Source organism: Pygmaiobacter massiliensis (genome assembly GCF_900199435.1).
Taxonomy (GTDB): Bacteria; Bacillota; Clostridia; order Oscillospirales; family Ruminococcaceae; genus Pygmaiobacter; species Pygmaiobacter massiliensis.
In genome coordinates this window covers 702,510-727,565 of the sequence record NZ_OAML01000003.1, presented here as the reverse complement: position 1 = coordinate 727,565, position 25,056 = coordinate 702,510, and the positions used below count along the sequence as shown (strand labels likewise).

The following is a 25,056-nucleotide window of genomic DNA, read 5'->3' as shown; positions in this document are numbered from 1 at the left end:
ATAACAGGGATGAAAAAGATATAATATCTCTACATTGTAATAAAGGAGAGAGTGAAAATGCGCAATGAATAACTGCGGCACCGTGGCACTGACAACCCGGCGGCTTTTGCTGCGCCGGTTTGTGCCGGAAGATGCAGATACCATGTATCAAACCTGGGCGGCTGACCCGGAAGTGACGCGTTATTTGCGCTGGCCTCCCCATGCTTCTCCCGCCGAGACCGCAAACATTTTGCGGGGCTGGTGTTTTGCCTATGACGAAGAGCCGGATTACTATAATTGGGCCATTACTTTAAAAGAGAGCGGAACGCTGATTGGCAGCATTTCGCTGCTGGCAAAAAGCGGCGGCTATGAGCCGGGCTATGCGCTCGGCCGAGCCTACTGGCACCAAGGCTATGCAACCGAGGCGCTTTGCGCAGTGGTCGAGTTTGCTTTTGGCGCCTTGGGGCTGCCGCAGCTTTACTGCCGACACGAGGCACCCAACCTTGCCAGTGGCCGGGTGATGGAACACGCCGGTTTTGTTTATGATCACGATGCACGCTGCAAAAGCTTTGACCATAAACGCGAATTCGTGTGCAGATGCTACCTGCTTCAAAATCCTCTGTATGCAAATCAAAACCCGGGAGCGGTTTGCTCCCACTGAAAGGATTTTATATGACTGAAGATAAAATTTTAACCCGCGTGGCACTTTTTGCTGCCGACTGCGGAAAATGGGACCTGGAACGCAGCCTTGGCGAGCTGCGCGCACTTGCTGAAAGCGCAGAGATGGAGGTGGTGCTGGAGATCACCCAAAAACGCGATGCGCCCGACACTGCACTCTATCTTGGTGAGGGCAGGCTTGCTGATGCCCGTACCCTTTGCGAAACCAATGAGGTAGAGTACTGCATTTTCGACGATGAGCTGACCGGTACCCAGATTAAGAACCTTGAAAAAGCATTGGAATTGCCTGTCTTGGACCGTACGCTGCTGATTCTTGATATTTTTGCAGCGCGTGCTGTTACAAACGAAGGTAAACTGCAAACCGAGCTTGCCACGTTGCAATATCGTCTGCCCCGGCTTTCCGGGCTTGGCGCTTCGCTCTCCCGACAGGGCGGCGGTGGCGCGGGCGGCGGCGGTGCATTAGTCCACCCGAGGATTATATTCCACTTGATGAAAAAAAAGATTTTAAAAAACAAGGGGACTAATGTGTGTTGGACCCCATCTAAAAATTAAAAAAAAGATGAAAAAAAAAGCATCTTCCTGTTTCCCTTTTTACTTATAAACAAGAAGTAGTGTAAAAGAAACCGAGATTGAGCAGCCCCGCAACCAACCCCGCCGCAGCCGCAGCCGTAACGCGGTGCCGGTGATTGCCCTTGTCGGCTATACCAACGTGGGTAAAAGCAGCCTGCTCAACCGCATTTGCGGTGCCGAGGTAGAAAGCAAAGATATGCTGTTTGCAACACTGGACCCCACCGCTCGTAAAATGACATTGCCTAGTGGGCAAAACGTGGTTTTTGTAGATACGGTCGGCTTTGTCAGCCGTTTGCCTCATAGCTTGGTAGAGGCTTTTAAATCCACTTTGGAAGAGGCCAAATATGCTGACATTATTCTTAAGGTAGCGGATGCTTCTGACCCGCTGCGGGAAGAACAGCTTCGTGTTACCGATGAAGTGCTGCACGAAATTGGCGCAGACGAAAACGACGCAATGGTAGTTTACAACAAATGCGATAAACTGCACCTTGCCCCTGCAGATGGGCTTTCTGTTTCTGCCGAAACAGGCGACGGTATTGCCGAGCTGCTCGAGTTTCTCGACCACAAGCTCGCTGACCGTGTGCGCCCGGTAGAGCTGTTGCTGCCTTACGATAAGCTCTCGCTGCTTTCAGAGCTGCGTTCGGGTGGCAGCATTTCTGCGGAAGAGTACCGCGAGGACGGTGTTTACGTAAAAGCACTGGCCGACCGCCGCAGCCTGCACCTTTTCCTGCCCTATCTGATTTAGTGCGGCGTTCGCTGTAAGGCGGCGCTCTGCCTATTTGTCACTATAAGCGATATTGCATTTATCTCTTACAAGTAAAAAACAGCGCCCCAACCGCCAAAAGCGATTGAGGCGCTGTTTTTATTTTTCTTTGGTCGTACAGACTTTCTGCTGCTTTATGGGCGCAGTGCGGTGCCACCCTGTACAGCAATGGTTTCACCAGAGATGTATTTTGCATCCTCACTTGCGAGGAAAATGCATACCCGGCCGATGTCTTTTTCCGCATCGCCGAAACGCTGCATCGGGATATTTTGAATCGTTTTTTCATATACGTCCGGGAACTGTTTTCTCCAGGCTTCCAGCTGCTCGGTCATAACCAGCGGGGCAACCACGTTTACGTTGATGCCAAACTCGCCCCACTCGGTTGCCGCCACGCGGGAAAGGCCGCGGATGCCCTCTTTTGAGGCCGCATAGCTGGCTTGTCCCGGCTTGCCGGAAAACCCTGCGCTGGAGGCAAAATTAATCACACTGCCCTTGCTCTCTTTTAGATAAGGAAATGCTGCTTTCATATAAAAGAAGGTAGCATACACACCGGAATACATGGCAAGGTCAAAATCTTTCTTGGTGTGGTCAATCAAGCTGGTGCCGGATTTGGATGCCATTGCGTTGTTGATGAGTACGTCCAGGCCGCCAAAATGGTCGACAACCTGCTTTACAATGTTGTTTACGGTTTCTTCTTCGCCGCCATCGCCCTGCACCATCAGCACCTCAGCGCCGTATTTCTCCTCCAGCTCCTGCTTTGCGTGCTCTAACGTTGCAACCGTGCGGCCGGTGATTGCAATTTTCGCACCGGCTTTTGCAAAAGCCGTAGCAATGCCATATCCAATGCCTTTGCCGCCCCCGGTGATAAGAACAACTTTACCTGTTACATCTGCCATAATAACTCATCCCTTCTGCCACGGTAATGAAATGTATAAATAAAGCCGCCGTGGTTACTTTTAAAGAAGTATACCACGGCGGCTTTGAAAAGATAAGTAATTAAATCACAATTTCTTCGCGGATGGGCGAAATATATTTCAGCTCATAACTTGCAAGCAAGTCGTTGTAGCCCTCAACGTGTCCATCGTGCAGGCGGCGGCGCAGCTCGTGTGCGTCAAACTCTTCGTCTTCGCTCTCACTGCCAATCAGTCGTGCGGCAATGTTAGAGCAATGGTCCGCAATGCGCTCCAGGTTGGTGATAATCTCTAAGAAAACCACACCGCTTTCAATCGCACATTTGCCGCTCTTCAATCGTTCAATATGGCGGTGGTGCAAAATCTCGCACATCGTATCAATCGTTTCTTCCAGCGGCTCAATCCGCTCTGCCAGCCGGATATCTCCGCGGCGGAAGCTGTCGGACGCAAGCTCCAGAATTTCTTTAATGGCCGCATCCAGCACCATCAGCTCTTCTTTTGCGCTGGCCGAAAAGACGATTTCTTTATCGAAAATTTCGCCGCTGCGCTCAACTACATTGATGCTGTAATCGCCGATGCGCTCAAATTCGGTAATCATGGCAAACAGCTCAGATACCACATGGCTGTTGTCCTCAGAAGGGTCATGATCCGACACTTTGACAAGATAGTTGGCAATATAATATTCCAGCTTGTCGATGATTTCTTCTCGAGCATTGACCTGTGTGATAATTTCAAGGTCATGGCTGAACAGAAGCGGTACCGCTACGGCATAGTTGGCCCGTGCGTGAGATGCCATTTTCTCCACGGCGCTATGTGCCTGCTGGATGGCGACTGCCGGAGAATTGAAAAGACGCTCGTCCAAAATCGGCATCTCAGAATCCTGCTGCTCGGTTTCGCTGTCGGGAATCGTCAGCATTGCCAGCTTTGCCAGCACCTTTGTAAACGGCAGGAAGAGCAGTGTCGTCACGACATTAAACAAGGTGTGGAAGTTTGCGATATCGCCGCGGTTCATAACCTCATTCCAAAACGGAATACCAATGGTCATTTTAACGCCGTACAGTATTCCCATAAAGGCAATAGTGCCAATCACATTAAAGTACAGGTGCACCATTGCCGCGCGTTTTGCACCTTTGGAAGCGCCAATAGCTGCCATAAGCGGTGTGGAGCAGGTACCGATGTTCTGCCCGAGGATAATAGGAATCGCGCTGCCCCAGGTAACAACCCCCGTAGTAGAAAGCGCCTGCAAAATACCTACCGAAGCCGAAGACGACTGAATTGCAATCGTCACCAGTGCGCCGGCCAGAATGCCGAGCAGCGGGTTTTGTAGCTTTGCGAACATAGAAAGGAAAAGCTCGCTTTCCCGCAGGGGAGCAACGGCATTTTCCATTGTAAACATACCGGTAAAAAGGATGCCAAAGCCGAGCATAATCTGCCCGATGTTGCGCTTTTTGGGCGCTTTGAAAAACACATACAAAATTGCGCCGATGAATGCAACGATGGGCGCAATAGTGGTCGGTTTCAGCAGCTGCATCACCAGGCTGTCGCCGCTGAGGTCACTCATACGAATGATCTGGCCGGTGACAGTGGTACCAATGTTGGCACCCATAATAACACCAATGGCCTGCGAGAGTTGCATGATGCCGGAGTTGACAAGGCCGATGACAATAACGGTGGTCGCTGCGGAAGACTGAATCAAACCAGTCAGCACCGCACCCGAAATAACCGCCATTAATGTGGTCGAGGTGAGCTTTTTAAGGATGCCCTCCATTTGACCGCCGGCCAGTTTTTCAAGGCCGGAGCCCATAATGCTCATGCCATATAGGAACAGTGCAATGCCGCCCGCAAGTGAAATAGCCGAAAAGATATTCATTGACAATTACCTTCCCCAGTGGACAAACGCTTCACTTTGCTTGTCCGTATAATGATTGTCTTTGCTTGACAGATACACGTTTAGTATAGCATTTTTGTGTAAAAACTGTGTATAGTTTTTAACGAAAAAATGATAAAACGGAAATATCAACAAAATCCTTTTGGTTATTTATCTACTCCGCACGAAACCTACAAGGTTGCTGCTAAAAATACGGATAGATCAAGAGTTTTCTGCGTAAATATTCACCGACACGCCAGCAGGCATACAAATGGCATAGTCCCCTTCTCGGCTCAGTTTTCCAAAACCCTCGCATCGATGGTCGGGGCATTGCGAATCTTCGAAGAAGATGCTGCCGTTTTCTACCCGCAGTGTTACGATAATATTGTTATCTCCTTCAAAAGTATAAACATCATCTTTATCTAAGCGTATCTTTTGCTGCGCCGCGCCAGAAGCAAAGGTAACGGTGGCTGTGGGCCCTTTGGGTTTTGCAGCATAATAAATACCAATCGCCGCTGCGATTACTACAAGCAGCGCAAGCACAATTAAGTCGCTGCGCCGCATCCATTTCTTTTCTTTCATGGGTGTTTTCCTTCCTTGGCAGGGGCATCGTGTGCTTGTCCCCGCCTGTTTTTATTATAAGAGCTTTGCCGCTCTATTTCAATCTACACACCGTTGTGCTATACTAAAAGGCAGTTTTTTCGGTATTTTCCTGCCGCTTTCGGGCAGGGCTAACACTGCATTGCAGTGATTACTCCAGAAGGGAAGAATTTAAGATGACAAGAGAAGAGCTTTTGCAGGCAGCGGCAGAGTTTGCCGCGCAAAATGAGCGCAGCATCGTGCGGGACATTAAGCGCCTGGTGGATATCAAAAGTGTTCGGGGAGAAGCTGCCCCCGGTGCACCGTTTGGCACAGGCCCTCGCCGTGCTTTGGACGAAGGCATTGCCATCGCCAGAGAACTCGACCTTACCGCTACGGTAGAGGACGACGTAATGGGCGTCGCTGAGGTAGCCGGCACCAGCGGCAAAGCTGTCGGCATCATTGCACACGTGGATGTCGTACCCGAGGGTAACGGCTGGGACAGCGACCCGTTCGGCATGATTGAAAAAGAGGGTTACCTGATTGGCCGCGGCGTGGCCGACGATAAAGGTCCCGCTGTGCTGGGCCTTTATGCCGCAAAATTCTTTGCGCAACAGGCTGCCAAAACCGGCACCGCCCCGCGCCACACAGTGCGTGTGCTGCTGGGCAGCGATGAAGAAAGTGGTATGGGCGATGTCCCCTGCTATCTTGCAAACCATGCCGCACCGGACTTTACATTTAGTCCGGACGGCAGCTTCCCCGTCTGCAACGGTGAAAAGGGCCTTTATGGGGCATCGTTTGTCAGTCCGGTGCTCAATGGTGTACTGCACCACATCGAAGGCGGTGTTGCACATAATGTAGTGCCCGACCGTGCTTTTGCGGTGCTGAAGGGTCTGTGCGCTGCGCAGCTGCCCGCTGCCGAGGGGCTTACCTTTACGGACTGCGCTGAGGGTGTGCGTGTTGATGCGACAGGCAAAGGCGGTCACGCCTCGCTGCCGGAGGGCACCATCAATGCGATTGGCCGCATCTGTGACTATCTGCTAAATCATGACCTCGCAAAAAGCGAAGAGAAAGCTTATCTCGAACTTTTGCACGATTTGTTTGCCGCACCGGATGGCAGCCTGCTTGGTATTGCCAGCGATGATGGTTTGTTCACCCCGCTCACCATCATTGGCGGTACTATCTCTATGGCAGATGGCGTCATCACCCAGACAATGGACTGCCGCTTCCCCACTTCCACCAATATTGAAACGCTGAACACCACGCTGCACGCCAAAGCTGCGGCACATGGTGCCACATTGGTAGAAGGCAGCTGCGACGCACCGTTCTATATCGAGCCAGACAGCGCGCCCATTCAGGCACTGCTTTGTGCTTACAACGAGGTGACCGCCCAGCAGGAAAAACCGTTTGTCATGGGTGGCGGTACCTATGCCCGTCACATGCCCAATGCGGTCAGCTTCGGCATTGAAGAGGAAAAAGAAGTGTTCCCCGATTTTATTGGCCCAATCCACGGTGCTAACGAGGGCTTCTCTCTTGCACGACTGATGCGTGCTTTGCAGATTTACATCGTTGCCCTATGGGATTTGATGGAGATTGACCTGTAAGCTATTCTGTTTTTATAAGTATGAAAGCGCGCCCTACTCAGGTGGGGCGCACTTTTTTATGCAATCGCCGTGCTTTTCCATTTTAATAAAGTATAAAGCAATTTGTGCTATTTTACTTTGACTCCCAAAAGCTTAGCATATTTAAACTAAAATTTTGTTCCTTTTGTCATTTTTTTGTGTTATCATTTACAAGTGGTCTTGTTTTGGAAAATTATGTCGGAAAGGACTTTGCTTATGTCTTTTTACCGTCGAAAGCATCTTCGAAGTTTCGCAATGCTTCTGACTGTTTGTCTATTGCTTCTTCTTTTCCCCTTGCAAGCCTTTGCAAATGCCAGAACGATTCGGGTTGGGTATTTTGATTCGCCCGGCTTTTTAGAACGAACCGAACAGGGCTACCGCGGTTATGCGGCCAGCTATCTGCAAGAGCTTTCTAACACGACAGGTTGGAAATATCAATATATTGAAGCGCCCCGTGCAGAACTGCCGGCGATGCTGCAAAGCGGAAAAGTAGACTTGCTGTGCAGTGCACGCCCCGGTGCAGATGCTGCCGACGGGCTAATTTTTTCTACCCTTGCCGCTGGCACCGAAACAGTCACTCTGCAGACCCTACCTTTCAGCTCGCTCCTTTATAATGACTTTTCTGCGTTTGACGGGCTGCGTGTTGGAATGCTCTACGACTCTGACTACAATGACGATTTCACAAAATTTGCCGAGCAAAATAACTTTACATTTAAACCGGTGTTTTTTTATCATACGGCTCAGCTTTTGCGGGCAGCAGCAACCGGCGTGGTTGATGCTTTTATCGATACCGATTTAAGCGGTACCTCCTATGGTAAAACCGTCGCCCATTTTTCGGTACAGCCATTTTATTTTGCGGTTTCTTCCGCAAACGCTGGCATTATGGCTCAGCTGGATACCGCAATGGCGAGCCTTTTTGTACGCGACCCCAATTTTGTGACGAATTTACATAACACTTATTATGGACGCCAAAATTACAGCACTCCAGTTTTCACCCCCGAAGAGCAGGCCTATTTGAATACCAAGCCGCACCTTGTTATAGACTGCAACTTTCCCTTTGGATCCATTGTCGGCTCTGACGATACTGATACTATTCGCGAATTTCTGGCGCTGATTTCTGAGCGCAGCGGCATCCAGTTTACTTACCGTACCGGCGTCCTTTCTTCGGAAAGCCTTTCAGATTCTCCGGCACTGAAAGCACCGGATCTCAGTGCCTGCCTATACAATTCCTCGATTCGTGAAAACACAGAAAACAACTGCACCCAAGCCTATTTTTCCATTCCTGTTGTAATGATTGGTATGGCACAAAAAGGCACAGCCTTCTCCACCCCTACCGTAGGTGTGCCTGCGACCTTACCAAACATCCACAGCTTTTTAGAAGAAACTTGCGCTGGCTATTCTCTGCTTACTTTAAATTCGAGCCGTGAAATAGTAGGGGCATTGGAAAACGGAAGCGTGGATATGATTGCTTATACGCAATCCGGCGCTGAGCGTCTGCTGCAAGATTACCCGGATGCCGGGCTATACCTGATGCCCAACAGCTTCAGCTGTCCGCTGTCGATAGGCGTTTCCCGCACACTTGATCCGGTAGTGCTCTCCATTTTAAATAAGGCAATCAGCTCTATTTCTCCTACCGAAACCTCGATGATCTGGCTGCGTCGGACGAATACCACAGATGAATCCTCATTTACCCTCTGGTTTGAAAGAAATTTCACGGCAATTGCAACACTTGCGGTGCTGGTCTTTCTTGCATTACTTTCGCTTGCTCTGTTCGTAAAACGCAGACGTACTGCCAAACTGCTTGCGCTTGCTTACACCGACCCGCTGACCGGTGGCAAAAACCTAGCTTGCTTTAAGCAGGAGGCGCACCGTTTGCTTACGCCGCTACCTTCCCGCTATGCCGTAATCACGGTAGATATTAATAAATTTCGCACCATAAACGAATTACATGGGTTTGAATATGGCGACCGGTTGATTTGCGCCGTAAACGAAATTTTGCTGAAACAGATAGACCGGCATGAGCTTTGTGCCCACGGCGTAGCAGACCAGTTTGTGCTGCTTTGCGACCGTACAGACGAAGATGCACTGCCTCTTCGGTTTGCCCAGCTGTTCGAGTCGCTGGAGCATATCGACCTTTCTGCGATGGGTCTGCCTTCGATGGCGGTTTCGGTACATTGCGGGGTTTGCAGTATCAACACTTATAACCACCCAATTGAAGCCTATATTGATCACGCTTCTCTTGCCGCAAGGGCAGTAAAGAGCCGCTATTGCAGCGAGTACGCGGTGTATCGCCACACCATGCAGGAAGAGCTGAACCGCGAGCGTGAGATGGAGGACAGGGCCGCCCAGGCATTGCGGCTCGGGGAATTCCAGCTTTACCTACAGCCTAAGATTGATCTCGCCACCGGGGAAGTAACCGGTAGCGAAGCGCTTACCCGCTGGATTGACAGCTCTGGTAATTTTATTCGACCCGATGAGTATATTCCGCTTTTTGAAAAGAATGGATTTATCGAACATCTGGACTTCTATGTGTTGGAGCGCGTCTGTGCATTATTACAAAACCGTTTAAAAAAGGATCTTCCTGTTACCCCTATCTCGATTAACCAGTCGCGTTATCTGTTTTTCCAAAAGAATTATCTGCCCCATGTGTTCGAGCTATTGCGCAAATATGACATTCCGCCGCAACTGCTGGAGTTTGAGATTACCGAAACGCTGTTTGTGGAAGAAACCGACAACGTGCGTTTGGTGCTCGGCCAGCTGCGCCGCAAAGGCATCCGGCTCTCGCTGGATGATTTCGGCACCGGCTATTCTTCGCTGAACACCCTCACCAACTTCCCGGTAGATGCCATCAAGCTGGATCGAAGCTTTTTGCTACAGTCTGACTCGCATCCTAAAAAGCGAGTCGTTATTGAAAAGACCATCGAACTTGCAAAACTGCTGGGTATCGAAGTCATCTGCGAAGGTGTTGAAACTACGGCGCAGGTAAGCTTTTTGCAACAGATCGGTTGCGATATGGCACAAGGCTTCTTATTCGCACGGCCGATGGTTGCAGATGAAGCACTGGATTTTATGGATCATTTTGACGCGCAGAGCATCTGCTGATTGCCGTCTTCCCCAACAAATAAAAAAAGCTGCCGCGAAGTTTCGCGGCAGCTTTTCTATTTCTTTTAGCGGCAGTATCTTTCAATATAAGCATCGAGACATTTCTGAATGATTTTCTTTGCTTCTTCGGCGTTAGACACATCGTTAACAACAGTCTCTTTGTTTTCGAGATTTTTGTAAACGCTAAAGAAGTGACGCATCTCGCTGAAAATGTGGCCCGGCAGCTGATCAATGTCAGTATAGCCGTTGTAGGTGGGATCTTCAAACGGAATCGCAATGATTTTTTCGTCAAGCTTTCCGCCGTCCAGCATTTTCATCACACCGATGGGGTAGCAACGCACCAGGCTCAGCGGGTGAATGGTTTCACTGCAAAGCACAAGCACATCCAATGGGTCACCATCGTCTGCATAGGTACGGGGAATCAGACCGTAGTTTGCAGGGTAGTGGGTAGAAGTATAGAGAATACGGTCAAGAATAATGTGACCGGTCTCTTTATCCAGCTCATATTTGTTCTTCGAGCCTTTTTCAATTTCGATTACGGCGATAAAATCTTCCGGGCTAATGCGGGAAGGGTTGATATCGTGCCAGATATTGCTCATGAGGACAACTCCTTTTTTTGCGGCATCCATGCCTTGCGGCCGCGCCTTGGTTTGTCTCAGTATAACATTCTGAACCGCCGCGCGCAAGTAAAAAAGGCCACACTGTTTTCAAATTGTAATTCTGGCTTGTATTTTTCCGGGTTCTTTCCCCGGCGCGTTTTTCAGGTGTTTTTATGGCAAAAACACACCTATTATTTTCTAAAAAGCAAAAAGCGCCTCTGTGCATCAAACACAAGGGGCGCTTTTTTACGGGCAGAGTTAGCCTTGCGGAAACTCTTCTTTGCTAATCATGCGGCTTTCTACCTGCTCATCGCACTCCTGTGCGTGGCCTTTGCCTGCCGGGGTATCTGCAAACTGGGTGTAATGCTCTTCCCCCTTCAGCTCGCCAGAAGCGATCGCGGCCGTGTGCCGGCGTGAAGAATCAATGGCATTACTGCCAACAGTGTTTTGCGCGCCAGATTCGCTGGTTTTCAGCACAGCGGGGCGACCCTCGTAGGTTTCCACGTCATTTGTAGCTTTATTTTGGGTTTGGTTCGGAAGATGATCCGGCTCGCCCTGGACGAAGCTGGAAAGTGTGCTGCGTCCATCATTAAAGCGAGATTTAGAGGGGTGGAATTCTTGTGACGAATTCATAAAATCGAATCTCCTTTCAGCAATTGCTCATCAATCTCTTCGAGCAAAGCGAAAACATGAATGCATGACCTCACTTCGAAGAAATTGCAGGTGCTGTTAGTATTTCCGTTGATTCGTCAAATATGATATTTGCAGACCGCGTGGTCGCTTATACTTCTCGTTTATCTAGCGAGAATAAGTCTTGCAAAAAGCCTTAAAATCTTCGCGATTGGCCATTGCAGCCGCACCCCCGGGCCGTGTGGTTGTGCACGCACCATACTTACAGGCAAATTCCAGCAGTTCCCGCAGCTGATCTTCGACCATGCAGTTCAGTTTTTGTTTGTCGATTTTGCGCGCTGCAAGCTGCCATAGAAACGCGCCCATGAAAGCATCGCCTGCACCTGTAGTGTCCACGACCTCTACAGGGTAGCCGGGAACAGCTGTATGCCCGGCGCAGGTAAACAGCTCTGCCCCCTGCGCCCCTTTGGTGTATAGGAAAGCGCACGCCCCCTGCCCCAGCAGCTGCATTGCCGCCAGTGCAGGGTCTTTGGTTGCAAACAAAAATTCCAGTTCGTCATCCGAAACTTTTACAATATCCGCAGCAGGCAAAAACTCGTGCACCGCACTTACACAGTCCGCCGGAGAAGCCCAGAGCGGCAGCCTAACGTTAGGGTCAAAGCTAATCAATGCCCCTGCTGCTTTCGCCAATGCGATGGCTTTTCGGTGTGCCGCCTTGACCGGTGCATCTACCAAATCTACCGAACAAAAGTGCAGAATGCCTGTCGTTTCAAAAAGCGAAGTGCTCAACTGCTCCGGTGCGAGGAAGAGATCAGCACTTGGGTTGCGGTAAAAACTAAAGTCACGGTTGCCATTGCTATCGAGCGAAACAAATGCGAGGCCGGTGTTTGCTTTATGGGTACGGAACACCCCGCTGGTCTCGACACCCGCATCGGCCAGCACATTCAAAAGATGCGTGCCGAATGCATCATAGCCCACCTGGCTAATCATTGCGGCATCGCCACCAAGCCGCGCCACTGCCACCGCGACGTTAGCAGGCGCGCCACCCGCCGCGCGGGTAAAGCTTGCTACATCACATAAAGGCAGGCCTTGGGTTTGAGGGATAAAATCAATCAGCAATTCCCCGATGGCAGTAACTTTCGAATTCATCTTTTTCATCCTTTCCGGCTAGGTGCAGGCTCTATTTTGCCATTGTAGCATGCTTTAGGACAAAACAAAAGCTCCGGCTTGAAAATATTCAAGCCGGAGCCTCGTATTTAAGAATAGGGGCACAGCTACCAAGCATCAGATGATACCATCCATAGCTTGCGCAGTGCTTTCTTAAATCACGTACACATTTACATTGCGTACGCCGTTAAGTCGTGCTTCCAAAAAGCTGCCGTAAAACAGGTCGACCAATGCATGGCCCTGCTGCATTGCAGTGCCGGTGTCAGTCGCGATGGCAAACCCGTAAACGAACTGACCGTCAGTGGAAGTGATATAGAGCAAACTGCCATAAGGGATTACAGAAGGGTCTACTGCAACCGTTCCTTCAAACAGGCCAAGGCCAGAGGCCCCGCGCCCGCGGCTTGCAGAATAACCTGTTGCACGCCCGGTCAGCACCTGGCGGTAGCTGCTGGGCACTCCGTTAGAAACCGTCACCCCTGCGGGTGCCGCCATTTGGGATACGGGAACACCTGCGCCATAACTCATGATTACCGTATCTTGTGCTGGCACAACCTCGGTATCGCTCACGATTTCGGCAGATTCCACCTCGCCGTCTACAACGCGCTGGCGGGTCAAAATCTCCCTCTGGCCTTCGCTGCCTTCTTGCATTACATACGTTTTACGTTTGTTGCGATTCAGCAGGCTGGTTTGTTCATATACAACCTGGGACGGAATACTTTCATAGGTGACACTGTCTACATATTCCACACGGTGGATTTCAACGGTTGTGCCCTCTGAAAGCACGGTAGAAAGCGTAGGGGTTGCGTAGTCGTGCTCACCGAGCTCGGCTCCCACCTGCTCTATAGCATCTTCTGCAGTGCCAGAGGTCAGGTAAGCAGTACGCACCTCGCCATCAGCTTCTACATAAACGGGGAATGCACGCTGAATGGTTAAACTTGCTACATTGCCATTGTATGAGGTATAAAGTACATCGTCATGCTCGCCTGCCAAAATTCCCGAAAGCTCCATCAGTCGCTGGGGGTCTTCAGACGGGGTGAGCAACATTTTCCTACTGCCCTCCGAATCCGTAACCACCACAATATTGAGGGTCAGATACAGGGCAAGCAGGCTGCAGCAGAGCGCCGCTGTGCAAAGGGTTACCGCATAGGCCCTTGCAGGAATATGGCGTATACGCTCGCGCAGATAAATTTTCAGTCTGGTCATTCATTCACTCCTTAAAGTTGAAACCCGAGCGCTGTGCCAGTCAGCACCCTGGTGACGGGAAAATCGGCCCGTCGTAGTAAATCGGCCTCACCGAAAGGAACACCGGTGAAGCTTTTGCCACCATCTTTTTAGATGGATCTATGGCGCATCCGCGGTTAGATACCGCATTGACCTCAGTATTGGCGAATTATTTTTTTCGTAAACAATTGCTTCTCAACGAGGATACTGAAGATTTTATCAAAGTGGGACCCCCTTCGTCAAAGCGAAAAAACGCCCAAATTGCTGGTTGTGGTTCGCGAAACCGCCTTTCGCATAGATATACAGCCTTATATTCATCATATCTTGCTTTTGCTCGTTCCAGTCGCCATTTTTCTCATTTTTCCAACATTATGTTGCATTATTATACTATATTCAAAGGGCTTTTTGTCACAAAAAAGCCTCTCCATCTTAAAGATGAAGAGGCTTTTCTTTTTTCTATTATTTACTCGGCAGATGCTGCGGAAGACCCCAAATTGGACTCTGCCGGAGCCTCTTCTACCCCTTCTGCCGGGGCAGAAGATACCTGCGACTGGGCCGAAGAAGCATCTCCAGTCGGGGCTGCATTCTCACGAACCATGCTAATGGCAACTTCAAATGCACGAAGCAGCTGCGGGTCGTCTTCAATCGTAAAGTCGTAGTAACCCAGCTCCTCCTCGGGGGTAAGAGCGCGCTCGTAATCGGGCGTTACGCCGATGCCGTCAAAGCTTTCGCTTTTGCCGGGAACCATTTTGGCGACGGTAAGGTCAATGCCGCTGCCATCGCTCATAACAAACAGGTTCTGCAAAGTGCCTTTGCCAGCGGTTTTTGCGCCGACAATCTTTGCTTTGCCGAAATCGCGCAGAGAAACTGCAAACAATTCCGCGCCAGCCGCAGTCGAGCCGTTGGTCACTACGGTCATCGGCACGGTAATCTCGGTGGCATCGCTGGTGTAAAGCACTTTGGTCTCGCCATTTTTATAAACGCCCGAAACAATGGTACCTGCCGGGCAAAGCTGGTCAATGCACTGTGCCGCATATTCCAGCTTGCCGCCGGTATTGCCACGCACATCAAATACAAGTGCATTGGCGCCTTGCGTCAGCATCTGGTTGATGGCGGTATCCATCTCTGCAGGAGTAGTTTTAGCGAAAGTAAGCACTTTCAAGTAGCCTGTGCTGCCAACCAGCTGATATTCTACCGTGGGAGAATCAAACACATTGCGCTGCACTTCCACAAGGTTTTCTTCTGCATTGCGCAGGTAAGTGATACGCACACTGGTGCCCGCTTCGCCCTTCAACTGAGCATTTACCGCATCGGTGGAAAGGGTTTTCAGGTCTTTTTCATCAAGCTTTGTAATAATGTCGCCTTTGGCAAGGCCAGCGCCCTGTGCGGGGCTGTCACGATACACTTTAACAATACGGAAGTAGCCGCTGGGATCTTTGACGACATCAGCGCCAATGCCCATCAGCTTACCGGCGTAAGTGTCGTTCAGCGCCACCACCTGTTTTGCAGTGTAATACTTGCTGTTTTTGTCGCCAAGACCGGCAATATAACCGGTGCCGAGCATGTCCAGCAAAGTCTGGTCATTGATGGTGGTGTAATAGCTGTCGCGTGCAGTACGGTCGATTTCGGCCAATTTGCTGTACATCAGCTCTTTTTCTTTTACATCGCTGACGGTGCGGTCAAACAACTTCATCGAGGCGATCATCGTCACCGAAAAAGTGACAGTCATTGCCAGCAGCACGATAGTGACTACCATGCTTACGGAGATTTTTTTCTTCATAGTTTTGACGATTCCTTTCTGGGAATTGCAGCAAAATAGGGTACACTGGGCAGCGTCTGAATACGCAGTTCGCCCCGGGCCATCCCAGACGGCTGCCCAATGGCTGCCGTCCGCTGGTCGGGGCGTTCTGCGCAGTACAAGCACTGCTTTTCATTTTGTTTTAAGAAATCTCGCTAAGCAAAACTTTGCGTGTATTTCTATGATATATCATACACAACGAATGTGTCAATTTTATGGCACTTTTTTCGCTCAATTTATTTTTGCCAAACTTAGCCTTTCAAATACTGCATCGGGTCAACCTTTTGTCCGGCTGCACGAATTTCGAAGTGCAGATGCGGACCGGTGGAGTTACCGGTGCTGCCGACGGCGCCTACGGGAGTACCCTGTGCAACCGCCTGGCCGGGTGTGACATAAATGGCAGAAAGGTGTCCGTAAAGGGTTTTATATCCGCCGCCGTGGTCCACGATGACATAATAGCCATAACCGGTAGAGCCGTAACGTACCGTCTGTACCGTGCCCGGCAAGCTGGAAACAACCGTCGCACCAAAGATTTGACCGCTTTTTGCAATATCAATACCGGTGTGGAAGTCAGGCTTGCCGTAAAGGGTACGCCAGCCATAGGGCGACGAAATGTTATAGAATCCGGGTACCGGCCAGCCAAAACTGCCGCCGACAAACTCACCACCGGAGCTTTGGCCCATTTCAGCCTCGGCTTGCGCACGGGCAGCATTATATTCTGCCAGTTTCGCAGCGTAGGCCTGTTCCTCTGCCTCCTGCTTTGCGTCGAGTTCGGTCAGCGAGCTGTTCGCCGCCTGAATGTTTGCTGCCAGCTCGTTCTTTTTGCTTTCCTGCTGATTGAGCTGAGTCTCCAGCTCTGCAATGCGGTCCTGGATATACCGCTCGTCAGCCTCCATCTGTGCACGCTCTGCTGCCAGCTTTTTCAGCAGCTCGGTATCTGAAACTGAGATGCGGGAAAGGGTGGTAGATGCCGTAAGCAGCTCTTCAAAGCTGTTTACGCCAAGCAGCGTGGAAAGCGCACCGGAATTGTGCATAACGTACATAGCGCGCAAGCGCTGCTGGAATAAATCGTCTGTTTCCTGAATATCGCGGCGTTTCTGGTCTAGCTCCAGCTGTTTCTGTGCAAGGGTTTCCTGCGCAGTCTGGATACCTTTTTCCAGCTCGCCAATCTGGCTTAGAATAATTTTATTCTGGCGCTGCAGCGAAGCTTTATTCGCTTCCTGCCGCTCGGTTTCATCTTTGATATTATTGAGGTTATCGCGGATGCCGTTCAACTCCTGCTGGAGCTTGTCCAACGTAGAGTTTGCGCGGGCGAGATACGGCATAGCAAGCGAGCCGATCATCAGCAGTGCCAAAAGTAGACAGATAAACCGAATGGTGCGTTTCTTCATCAAGGGCTCCTCCTTAAACTTTAAGATACTTGCGAATGCTCAAACAGCTGCCAATACCGCCTAATACGATGCCAGCGCCTACAAACCCGCCCAGCAGGTACATCCAAACCGCATTGTACGGCAGGAAGGTGAAGTAGATGCTCTGCAGCCAGCTGATACCGCTTGTGCTTGCAAGTTTGAGCACCCAGACGTACGCACCACTTACCACGCCAAATGCCAGCACTGCAGAAATAGCACCAATCAAAGTGCCTTCAATCCAGAACGGCATTCGGATAAAGCTGTTGGTTGCGCCAACAAACTTCATAATATTAATCTCTTTGCGTCGCGCAAAGACAGTGAGACGGATGGTGTTGCTGATAACTACAACCGCAACGAGTGCCAGTACCGCAACAAGGCCCCAGCCCGCAACCATTACTGTTTGTTTGAGGGCAACCAGCGTAGATGCCAGCTCACTCGGCGAATCGACAAAATCAACACTGGTCACTTTAGAAAGCTGTGACACAGTGGTACTGATTTGGGTCAAATCGGTCACGGTGACGGCAAAGGAAGCATACAAGGGGTTGTTTTCGCCCTCATAGCCATCCAGTACACCGGCATACGCGCCGCTGTCATAGCCAGAAATCCACTCTTTGGTCTGATTCAGCGCATCCTCTTTCGAGGTGTATTTGATTTCTGTGATATTAGGAATTTGCTTTACTTCTGCGTAAGCTGCCTGTGCCTGTTCTTCTGTGGCGTCCAGCTGCAGGTAAACGATGACTTTGTTTTGAGCACCGAGGTAATCGACAAAGCTTGCCACATTGGCAGAAAGTAGTGCCGCAATACCGGTGATGACGAGGCAGGCGGTCAACACGCCCACCGACGCTACCGACATCAGTCGGTTTTTAACAAGGTTATGTACACCTTGACGAGAAAGATATTTCAGTCCGGAAAGATTCATTTTGCCACCTCCATAGCATGCGAGGGAGATGACAGCGTATCGCCCTGGGTATCGGCAATGACCTGACCTTTATCAATATAAATGGTGCGCTTGTGGAAACGCGCCGCCAGATCCTGCTCATGCGTAACGACTACCACGGTAACGCCGACCTTGTTGATAGCCGTCAAAAGCTCCATAATTTCCACCGAAAGCTCAGGGTCAATATTGCCGGTGGGCTCGTCCGCAATAATAATCGGCGGAGAGTGCACAAGAGCACGTGCCAGCGAGATGCGCTGCTGCTCGCCGCCGGAAAGTTCTGGCGGGTAGCTGCGCGCCTTTTCTGCAAGGCCAACCAGACCAAGCACATAAGGTACTCTTTTGCGAATTTCTTTTTCAGGGGTGTTGGTAACCCGCATCGCAAAAGCCACGTTGTCGTATGCCGTCATGGTGGGAATCAGGCGGAAGTCCTGAAACACCACGCCGAGACTGCGGCGCATGTACGGAATATCTCGATTTTTAATAGCAGACAAGTCGTAATCGTTAACGATAACACTGCCCTCAGTAGCTTCTTCTTCGTGCAGGATCAGTTTTAAAAACGTACTTTTACCTGCACCGGAATGGCCGAGTACAAAGACGAACTCGCCTTTGTCAATTTTAAGGCTTACATCGTGCAGGGCAACATTGCCGCCCGGATAAACCTTTTTCACATTTTTAAATTCGATCATGAGTGACTCCTTTGGAATAGGACAGGTGCCGCCTTGTTATGGTACACCGGTACAGCGCAAATGCGCTGCCGCCCTATTGATTGCAGCAACTGCCCTGGTGCCCCGGATGGGCACAGCGCCGTTTAAAAAAAGAAACCATCCCACAAGGGTATCGTTTTACCCGCTGGACGGTTTTCTTTTTTCATCGGCTTTCAGTGACAAATGTCGCCGCAAACAATGTACCATTTTTCATCTACATTTGTCAATGTAAATGATTTCCACCGGCGCAAAAATTAGTATTTGGCCGGGTTGGAGTTCAGGTACTTTTTGACCATGAGCGCAACTTTAAAGACGATAGCGTCGTCAAATTCACGCAGGTCCAGACCGGTGAGTTTTTTAATTTTTTCAAGACGGTAAACCAGTGTGTTGCGGTGCACAAACAGTCCGCGTGAGGTTTCCGACACGTTGAGGTTATTTTCAAAGAAACGCTGGATGGTGAACAGAGTTTCAGAATCCAGGCTTTCAATGCTGCCCTGTTTAAACACCTCTTTCAAGAACATCTCGCAGAGGGTGGTAGGCAGCTGATAGATCAAACGGGCAATGCCAAGGTTATCATAGCTGATAATGGTCTGCTCGGTATCAAACACTTTACCAACTTCCAGAGCAATCTGTGCTTCTTTAAAGCTGGTGGCAAGGTCTTTTACATTGGCAATGGGGGTGCCAATGCCAATGACACTTTTAATATAATGCTCGCCATTGAGGGTGTCCACAATAGAGGCAGCCAGCTTATAGATATCTTTCGGGTCGATGCCGCGCTTGATTTCTTTTACCAGCACAGTGTCGTTTTCGCTGATGTTGAAAACAAAATCTTTCTGCTTGTCCGGGAAAAGCGTCGAAACAACGTCGTAAGACGAAATATCGGTGCCGCTGGTTACACGGATGAGCAGGACCACACGAGAAACCTCGGTAGAGAAGTGCAGCTCGCGTGCTTTGGCATAGATGTCGCCGGGCAGGATATTATCCAGCACGACGTTTTTGATGAAGTTCGCTTTGTCGAACTTTTCGTCATGGTATTGTTTAATGTTTTGCAGTGCAATTGTAAGAATTGCCGCATAACGTGCCGCTACGTCATCGGTACCTTCTACAAATACTGCATAGTCGTTGCGTCGGTTGGAGCTGAACATATGGTAAGTGTAGCCGTCCCGCACGAATACATCGCCGGTAGAAAGACGGTCGGTCGCAATACCATCGCGCACCTCACCGATCTTGCTCAGTTCACTGCAAGAAATGATGGCGCCAGTTTCGTCCACCACACCGATGATACGGTCAATCGCGTCTTTCATCTGGTAAATTACGCCTTGAAAAACTCTATTTGCCATAATGATTCGTTCCCCTTCTAAAGCAGCAATGCTGCTCTCTGTGATTTTCACCAATTCGCTTTGTTTACGATATCTATTTTACACAACAAATTCGGCTTTTGCAATAGGATTTTACAAAATAACCGTCATTTTCCTGTGCATTTTGATAAAGTGAGTTGGATTGTTTCATTTTTTGTTGATTTTCTGCGAAAAAGTGAGAAGATGCCCTTTATTTTCCAGCTGTGGTAGACCGCAAAACTTCCACTTCCTGGGCAGTTAATTCCCGAAATTGTCCCGGCAAAAGGCTCTCATCGAGCCGCACCTCCCCTATTGCACTGCGGTGCAATTCGTTTACGCCGGCATCAAAAACACCAAACATGCGCTTAATCTGGTGGTATACTCCCTGGCGGAGCACTACACGGGCACTGTTTGGCTCGCCTTCTACCGCAAAAAGCCCTGCTGGCATCATCTTTTCTCCATCTGCCAGCGTCACACCCTCTGCAAAACCATCTATCATCTGCTGGGTCAGCGGGGTATCCAGCTCTACAAAATACTCTTTGGACACATGGCGGCGCGGGGCCAGGATTTGATGAGCAAAAGTACCATCATCGGTCAGCAGCACAAATCCGGTAGAGGTTTTATCCAGCCGCCCTGCGGGAAAAAGCTCCCGCCGCGGATAAGTGCCCTGCACCAAATCGACCACTGTTTCGTCGCGTCCGTCACGGCTGGCAGAAACCACGCCTTTTGGCTTGTACAGCATCAGGTACACATTGGCCTGATGAGAAAGCGCGGCACCCCCGCAGCACAGTTCCACTGTGGTGGGGTCAACTTTCCGGTCAATGGCGCGGCAGATTTCACCGTCCAGCTGTACCTGCCCTTTCAAGATTAGTTTGCGCGCCTCAGTACGCGGCACGCCTGCCGCTTCTGCGACCAGCTTATCCAGGCGAAGTGTAGCCATTTTGTTCCTCATTTCTCTTTTCTCGGCAAATCACCGAAGCATTCCTTATAGATATACCACATTTCACACAAAAAGCAAAGAGCGCCCCACGGGAGCACGCAGTCTCTCCGGTGGGGCGCTGTAAAACAGAACGATTATTCGGTAGGCAGGGCGCCGGCCTGCTGTGCCGCCGCTTCGATGGCTGCTGCCGCTGCTGCGATTTGCTCTTCACTGAGCCCCGCTGCGGCGCCTGCTGCCGTGATATCCGCGAGCTGATCCGGGGAAAGCTCTACGGCTGCGGTATCCTGCGGCACTGCCGCAGTTTCAGCAGTCTGCTGCGCGGCCTCCGCATCGGTCATCGTCTGGGTGGTGGGTGCCGAGGTTGCATCGGGTGCGGCCGCAAGCTGCAATGCGCTTACTTCGCCGGAGGGGCGCTGAATGATGTAGCCACCGACGACTTTTTTGCTCTTTACAATTAAAATTGCAGAAGCAGTCTGCCCATCAGCGCTGCGGTTCGGAGCAAGGAACTCCCATTTTTCCACTGTTTTGCCCTTGCACTTTGAAAGGTCGAGTCCGCTTTGCTTCATTACTTCATTAAATGCAGTAAAGCTGGCGTCCCAAATTTTCGGTACCTTTACTTTATCCACCTTTGCAGAAGCAAGGTCGGCTTCCACACCGTAAGACAAAAGGAATGTGACCATGTCGTCGGTGTTTTTCACTTTGTAATTTTTCTTTTCCGTCGTTGCCTGCTGTGGCGTTGCAGACGTTTCTTTAGCATCACGATTCATAGCGCCTGTCACCGTGAACGCTGATACTACGATCAGCGCGGCACAGCCCAGCGCGACCGCCGCTTTTTTAAGTCCGTTTTTGTTCATGGTAAAAACAAACATACCGGGGCCTCCTACACAGAATTTTTTATTGGGTGCGCGCGGGCTGCCGCGCCCGCCGAAACCTTACAGTTTGTATCACTCTATGCGCGGAGGGGCAATTTTAAAACAAAAACAAACCGGTGCTTCAAAAGAAGCACCGGTTCTTGCTGTTTTTGCAATGTTTGCGCGTGTTACATCTCTTTGCAGGCTACCAGCGCCACACCGCTGCCCGCAATATTTTCTAAAATTACATCGCCGGTGTGTACCGGGCTGTGCACAATTCTGCTGTTCGCCTCTTCCATTGCTTTAAAAAGCAGCTCTTTGGGAATCGGCCCTGCGGTTTTCACCGGCAGTCGGCTGCCGGTCTGGCCTTCCAGACGCACGGTGGTCGTCAGCACCCGCATCGGGTGAAACAGTTCGTTTTTGCCATACTCGGCACCCTTTTCGCAGCTGTTGCCGGTAACGGCACCCGTTTGTGTATCGACAGAAAGGTGGCAGCCGCGCGGGCAGGTAATACAAATCATATTTTTCTGTGCCATAGTTATCCTTCCTTTCGCACTCAAATTTCTTCTGCCGGCTCGGCAGTAACCGTAATCGTTCCGTTTGCTTTTTCGAGCAGCACACGTGGGATAGTAACTGTCGCCATCTCACCGGGTGCCATATGTTCGCGGCGGAAAGTCGCGAGCGTTTCCTCACCGCTGCGGACCGTAACAATTGCCTTTGGCATTACCTGGTTAACCCGGAAGAACAGTTTTGCACTCTGCTCAACATTGGCAAGGCGCAGCTTCTGCGGCACCGTATAGGTCACATGGCCTGCCGTTTTCACCTCAAGGTCAGCTTTGCCGGCGGCATGGTTGCCTGCAAGGTAGGCGGCGGCACTGCGGCCTGCGGCCTGGCTTTCGGCTGTTACAAAGTCAACCAGATCATGCACGTGCACCACATTGCCGCAAGCAAAAATGCCTTCGGCCGAGGTTTCCATATTTTCGTACACCACCAGGCCGTTGGTGCGGCGGTCCAGCTCAAGCCCTGCATTTTTAGAAAGCTCGTTTTCCGGAATCAGCCCCACTGAAAGCAGAACGGTGTCACAGTCAAACTCCATCTCGGTACCGGGCATCGGCATACGGTTTTCGTCTACCTGTGCTACCCGTACCTTCGAAACGCGGCCATCTCCGCCTTCAATGTCGGTGATTGTGTGAGCAAGATACAGTGGAATATCAAAATCTTCAAGACACTGCACGATATTGCGGTTGAGGCCGTTAGAGTAAGGCATCAGCTCTACCACTGCAAGCACCTTTGCGCCCTCCAGCGTCATACGGCGCGCCATAATCAGCCCGATGTCGCCGGAGCCAAGAATAACGACGCGCTTACCGACAAGGTAGCCCTCGATATTGAGGTAGCGCTGTGCCGCGCCTGCGGTCAGTACACCTGCCGGCCGGTCACCGGGAATCCCAATGGCTCCCCGGGTACGCTCGCGACAGCCCATGGTAAGAATGATGGATTTTGCACGCAGCACGAGGTAGCCATCAAAAGTATTGACGGCATGGATTTCTTTGTCCGGAGTAATATTGAGCACCATTGTGTCGGTTTTCACCTTCACATCGGTGGAGTAAAGCATTTTGACAAACCGCCCCGCATACTCCGGGCCGGTCAGCTCTTCTTTAAAATAGGTAAGGCCAAAACCATTGTGGATGCACTGGTTTAAAATGCCGCCCAGTTCTTTATCACGCTCGAGGATCAGGATATCCCGCACGCCTTTTTCCCACGCTTCGCAGGCTGCTGCAAGCCCTGCGGGGCCGCCGCCTACGACTATCAGCTCATGGTATTCTGTCATTGTGCGTCCTCTCCTTTCGTTTTGCAAAGTAAAATCCGGCTGCCTGCTTTGTCCTGCAGCACCTCAGTTTGAGGCACACCCAGCTCGCGAGCGATAATCTCCTGAACACGCGGTCCGCAGAAGCCACCCTGACAGCGACCCATGCCTGCATTGCAACGGCGCTTTACGCCATCTACCGATACCGGCGGAATAGGACTGTGCAGCGCTGCAATAATTTCGCCTTCAGTGATGGTCTCACAGCGGCAAATTACTCTGCCATAAGCAGGGCTTTTTTCCACAAGTTTTGCCTTTTCATCACTGGAAAGTTCTTTAAAACGTGTTTCGCGGCGCTCAAAAACGTAATTTTCTTTTTCTTTTAAGGTAAGTCCTGCTTTTCCAAGCAGCTCGACCGCCTGCAGCGCAATCGCCGGAGCAGACGAAAGCCCGGGCGACTTAATGCCTCCAAGGTCAATAAAACCAGGAGCACCCTCGGCTTCAGCAATGACAAAGTCAGGCTGGTCTGTGACGGCGCGCACACCCGCAAAATTGCGGATGGAATCGCGGTAGTTGATCTCCGGCACGCTTTTTGCCGCCTGACGGCGAACAAAAGCAAGGCCGTCTGCGGTGACTGCAACATCATCGCCCTCTGCAACCGGCTCGGCATTGGGGCCAACAATAAGGTTACCGTGCACCGTGGGGGAAACAAGCACACCCTTGCCATCTTTATTTGGGCACTGGAACACCACGTGGTCGACCAGTGCGCCCTGGCTTTTATCCATTAAGTAATACTCGCCGCGGCTTGGATGAGTGGTGAAAGCGTGCGGCGCAATCATATCGTGCACTTTATCCGCAAATACACCGGCAGCATTCACCACCATGCGGCTTTCTACCACACCCTGTGGTGTGTGCAGCCGGTAGCCGCCCTCGATTTTTTCTATTGCGGTAACGGGAGCGCTGCGTTTTAACTGGGCACCGTTTTTCACTGCGGTCTCTGCCAGCGCAAGACAAAAGTCCCATGGGGAGATAACTGCCGCAGAGGGAGCAAGCAATGCGCCCTTTACTTCATGCGAAAGCTTCGGCTCCATTGCCAGCAGCTCTTCTGCCGAAAGCAATTTCAGCTCCGGCACGCCATTGGCAACACCCCGGCGGTACAGCTCGTTAATCATTGCAAGGTCCGCCTCATCAAAAGCCAGCACCAGGCTGCCAATCTCTTTGCAGGGCACATCCAGCTGTTTTGCCCATTCTTTGCAAAGGCGATTACCCTCCACATTCAGCCGGGCCATCTGGGTTTCCGGTTCGGGGTCGTAGCCTGCGTGAATGATTGCGCTGTTTGCCTTGGTTGTGCCGGTGGCAACATCGTTTTGCGCCTCCAGCACCATAACCGAAAGGTCGTACTTTGCAAGCATAGCCGCTGTTGCTGCGCCAATCACGCCGCAGCCGATGACAGTGACATCTACCATAAGGTGATCCTTCCTTTCTATCCTCTTCCAATTTCGCTGTTAAAGCATATTGCCGTAAAAACAAAAAGAGCCAAACCGAAACAGGCCCAACATGGGGCGCGTTTCGCTTTGACTCTTCTCTCTTG

At 50.8% G+C, this 25,056-nt stretch carries 22 protein-coding genes; 5 read left to right on the top strand and 17 right to left on the bottom strand.

Translation table 11 applies throughout. The features are described 5' to 3' along the window. The first annotated feature begins 64 nt into the window (after positions 1–64). The 3 genes from C1A11_RS07950 (at position 65) to C1A11_RS07940 (ending at position 1,972) form a co-directional block, all read left to right on the top strand. Positions 65–640 (top strand): GNAT family N-acetyltransferase, encoded by a 576-nt coding sequence (locus C1A11_RS07950; RefSeq protein ID WP_102049950.1) that lies wholly within the window; start codon positions 65–67, stop codon positions 638–640. A gap of 11 nt (positions 641–651) precedes the next feature. Beyond that, entirely contained in the window at positions 652–1,209 is a 558-nt protein-coding gene (locus C1A11_RS07945) for an HflX-like GTP-binding protein (protein ID WP_102049949.1), read from the top strand. Positions 1,210–1,339: 130 nt separating this feature from the next. Continuing rightward, positions 1,340–1,972, top strand: a complete 633-nt coding sequence (locus tag C1A11_RS07940) for an HflX GTPase family protein (protein ID WP_242965873.1) — start codon at positions 1,340–1,342, stop codon at positions 1,970–1,972. Between the two features lie 152 nt (positions 1,973–2,124). Here C1A11_RS07940 and C1A11_RS07935 read toward each other — a convergent pair whose 3' ends face one another. The 3 genes from C1A11_RS07935 to C1A11_RS07925 all read right to left on the bottom strand — a co-directional run bounded on the left by C1A11_RS07935 (position 2,125) and on the right by C1A11_RS07925 (position 5,350). Next, on the bottom strand, positions 2,125–2,886 hold the full coding sequence (locus C1A11_RS07935; RefSeq protein ID WP_102049947.1) for an SDR family NAD(P)-dependent oxidoreductase: 762 nt from the start codon (positions 2,884–2,886) through the stop codon (positions 2,125–2,127). Between the two features lie 100 nt (positions 2,887–2,986). Continuing rightward, positions 2,987–4,771: a Na/Pi cotransporter family protein gene (locus tag C1A11_RS07930; protein ID WP_102049946.1), complete on the bottom strand. Its 1,785-nt coding sequence runs from the start codon at positions 4,769–4,771 to the stop codon at positions 2,987–2,989. Between the two features lie 219 nt (positions 4,772–4,990). Next, positions 4,991–5,350, bottom strand: a complete 360-nt coding sequence (locus tag C1A11_RS07925) for a NusG domain II-containing protein (protein WP_102049945.1) — start codon at positions 5,348–5,350, stop codon at positions 4,991–4,993. Positions 5,351–5,544: 194 nt separating this feature from the next. Between C1A11_RS07925 and C1A11_RS07920 the strand changes: the two genes are divergently transcribed. Together C1A11_RS07920 and C1A11_RS07915 are read left to right on the top strand one after the other, a co-directional pair. Beyond that, positions 5,545–6,951 (top strand): Sapep family Mn(2+)-dependent dipeptidase, encoded by a 1,407-nt coding sequence (locus C1A11_RS07920; RefSeq protein ID WP_102049944.1) that lies wholly within the window; start codon positions 5,545–5,547, stop codon positions 6,949–6,951. Between the two features lie 234 nt (positions 6,952–7,185). Next, on the top strand, positions 7,186–10,071 hold the full coding sequence (locus tag C1A11_RS07915; RefSeq protein WP_180950287.1) for an EAL domain-containing protein: 2,886 nt from the start codon (positions 7,186–7,188) through the stop codon (positions 10,069–10,071). Positions 10,072–10,136: 65 nt separating this feature from the next. On the opposite strand, the gene C1A11_RS07910 is transcribed toward C1A11_RS07915, so the two are convergent. From C1A11_RS07910 to C1A11_RS07845, 14 genes are all read right to left on the bottom strand, one after another. Continuing rightward, a complete protein-coding gene (locus tag C1A11_RS07910) occupies positions 10,137–10,670 on the bottom strand; it encodes an inorganic diphosphatase (protein ID WP_102049942.1) in 534 nt (177 codons plus the stop codon). A gap of 258 nt (positions 10,671–10,928) precedes the next feature. Continuing rightward, positions 10,929–11,303 (bottom strand): hypothetical protein, encoded by a 375-nt coding sequence (locus tag C1A11_RS07905; protein WP_102049941.1) that lies wholly within the window; start codon positions 11,301–11,303, stop codon positions 10,929–10,931. Positions 11,304–11,468: 165 nt separating this feature from the next. Next, complete coding sequence (locus C1A11_RS07900; RefSeq protein WP_242965872.1) at positions 11,469–12,449, bottom strand: carbohydrate kinase family protein; 981 nt, start codon at positions 12,447–12,449, stop codon at positions 11,469–11,471. Between the two features lie 171 nt (positions 12,450–12,620). Continuing rightward, positions 12,621–13,670 (bottom strand): 3D domain-containing protein, encoded by a 1,050-nt coding sequence (locus C1A11_RS07895; RefSeq protein ID WP_102049939.1) that lies wholly within the window; start codon positions 13,668–13,670, stop codon positions 12,621–12,623. 481 nt (positions 13,671–14,151) lie between these two features. Then, entirely contained in the window at positions 14,152–15,468 is a 1,317-nt protein-coding gene (locus tag C1A11_RS07890; RefSeq protein WP_102049938.1) for a S41 family peptidase, read from the bottom strand. Between the two features lie 269 nt (positions 15,469–15,737). Further along, entirely contained in the window at positions 15,738–16,877 is a 1,140-nt protein-coding gene (locus tag C1A11_RS07885) for a murein hydrolase activator EnvC family protein (protein ID WP_102049937.1), read from the bottom strand. A gap of 13 nt (positions 16,878–16,890) precedes the next feature. Beyond that, a complete protein-coding gene (ftsX, locus tag C1A11_RS07880; RefSeq protein WP_102049936.1) occupies positions 16,891–17,814 on the bottom strand; it encodes a permease-like cell division protein FtsX in 924 nt (307 codons plus the stop codon). Continuing rightward, positions 17,811–18,518, bottom strand: a complete 708-nt coding sequence (gene ftsE, locus C1A11_RS07875; RefSeq protein WP_102049935.1) for a cell division ATP-binding protein FtsE — start codon at positions 18,516–18,518, stop codon at positions 17,811–17,813. The genes ftsX and ftsE overlap by 4 nt, the downstream gene beginning before the upstream one ends. Before the next feature lie 272 nt (positions 18,519–18,790). Beyond that, a complete protein-coding gene (locus C1A11_RS07870) occupies positions 18,791–19,876 on the bottom strand; it encodes a PucR family transcriptional regulator (RefSeq protein WP_102049934.1) in 1,086 nt (361 codons plus the stop codon). A gap of 208 nt (positions 19,877–20,084) precedes the next feature. Then, positions 20,085–20,813, bottom strand: a complete 729-nt coding sequence (locus tag C1A11_RS07865) for a pseudouridine synthase (RefSeq protein WP_102049933.1) — start codon at positions 20,811–20,813, stop codon at positions 20,085–20,087. A 134-nt stretch (positions 20,814–20,947) separates the two neighbouring features. Further along, positions 20,948–21,682, bottom strand: coding sequence for a DUF4830 domain-containing protein (locus C1A11_RS07860; protein ID WP_102049932.1), 735 nt, complete (start codon positions 21,680–21,682; stop codon positions 20,948–20,950). 170 nt (positions 21,683–21,852) lie between these two features. Continuing rightward, positions 21,853–22,200 carry a DUF1667 domain-containing protein gene (locus tag C1A11_RS07855; RefSeq protein ID WP_102049931.1) on the bottom strand — a complete coding sequence of 116 codons (348 nt, stop codon included), beginning with the start codon at positions 22,198–22,200 and terminating at the stop codon, positions 21,853–21,855. 20 nt (positions 22,201–22,220) lie between these two features. Next, positions 22,221–23,492, bottom strand: a complete 1,272-nt coding sequence (locus C1A11_RS07850) for an NAD(P)/FAD-dependent oxidoreductase (protein WP_102049930.1) — start codon at positions 23,490–23,492, stop codon at positions 22,221–22,223. After that, positions 23,489–24,931, bottom strand: coding sequence for an NAD(P)/FAD-dependent oxidoreductase (locus C1A11_RS07845; protein ID WP_102049929.1), 1,443 nt, complete (start codon positions 24,929–24,931; stop codon positions 23,489–23,491). Before C1A11_RS07845 ends, C1A11_RS07850 begins: the two co-directional genes overlap by 4 nt. Between the last annotated feature and the right edge of the window lie 125 nt (positions 24,932–25,056).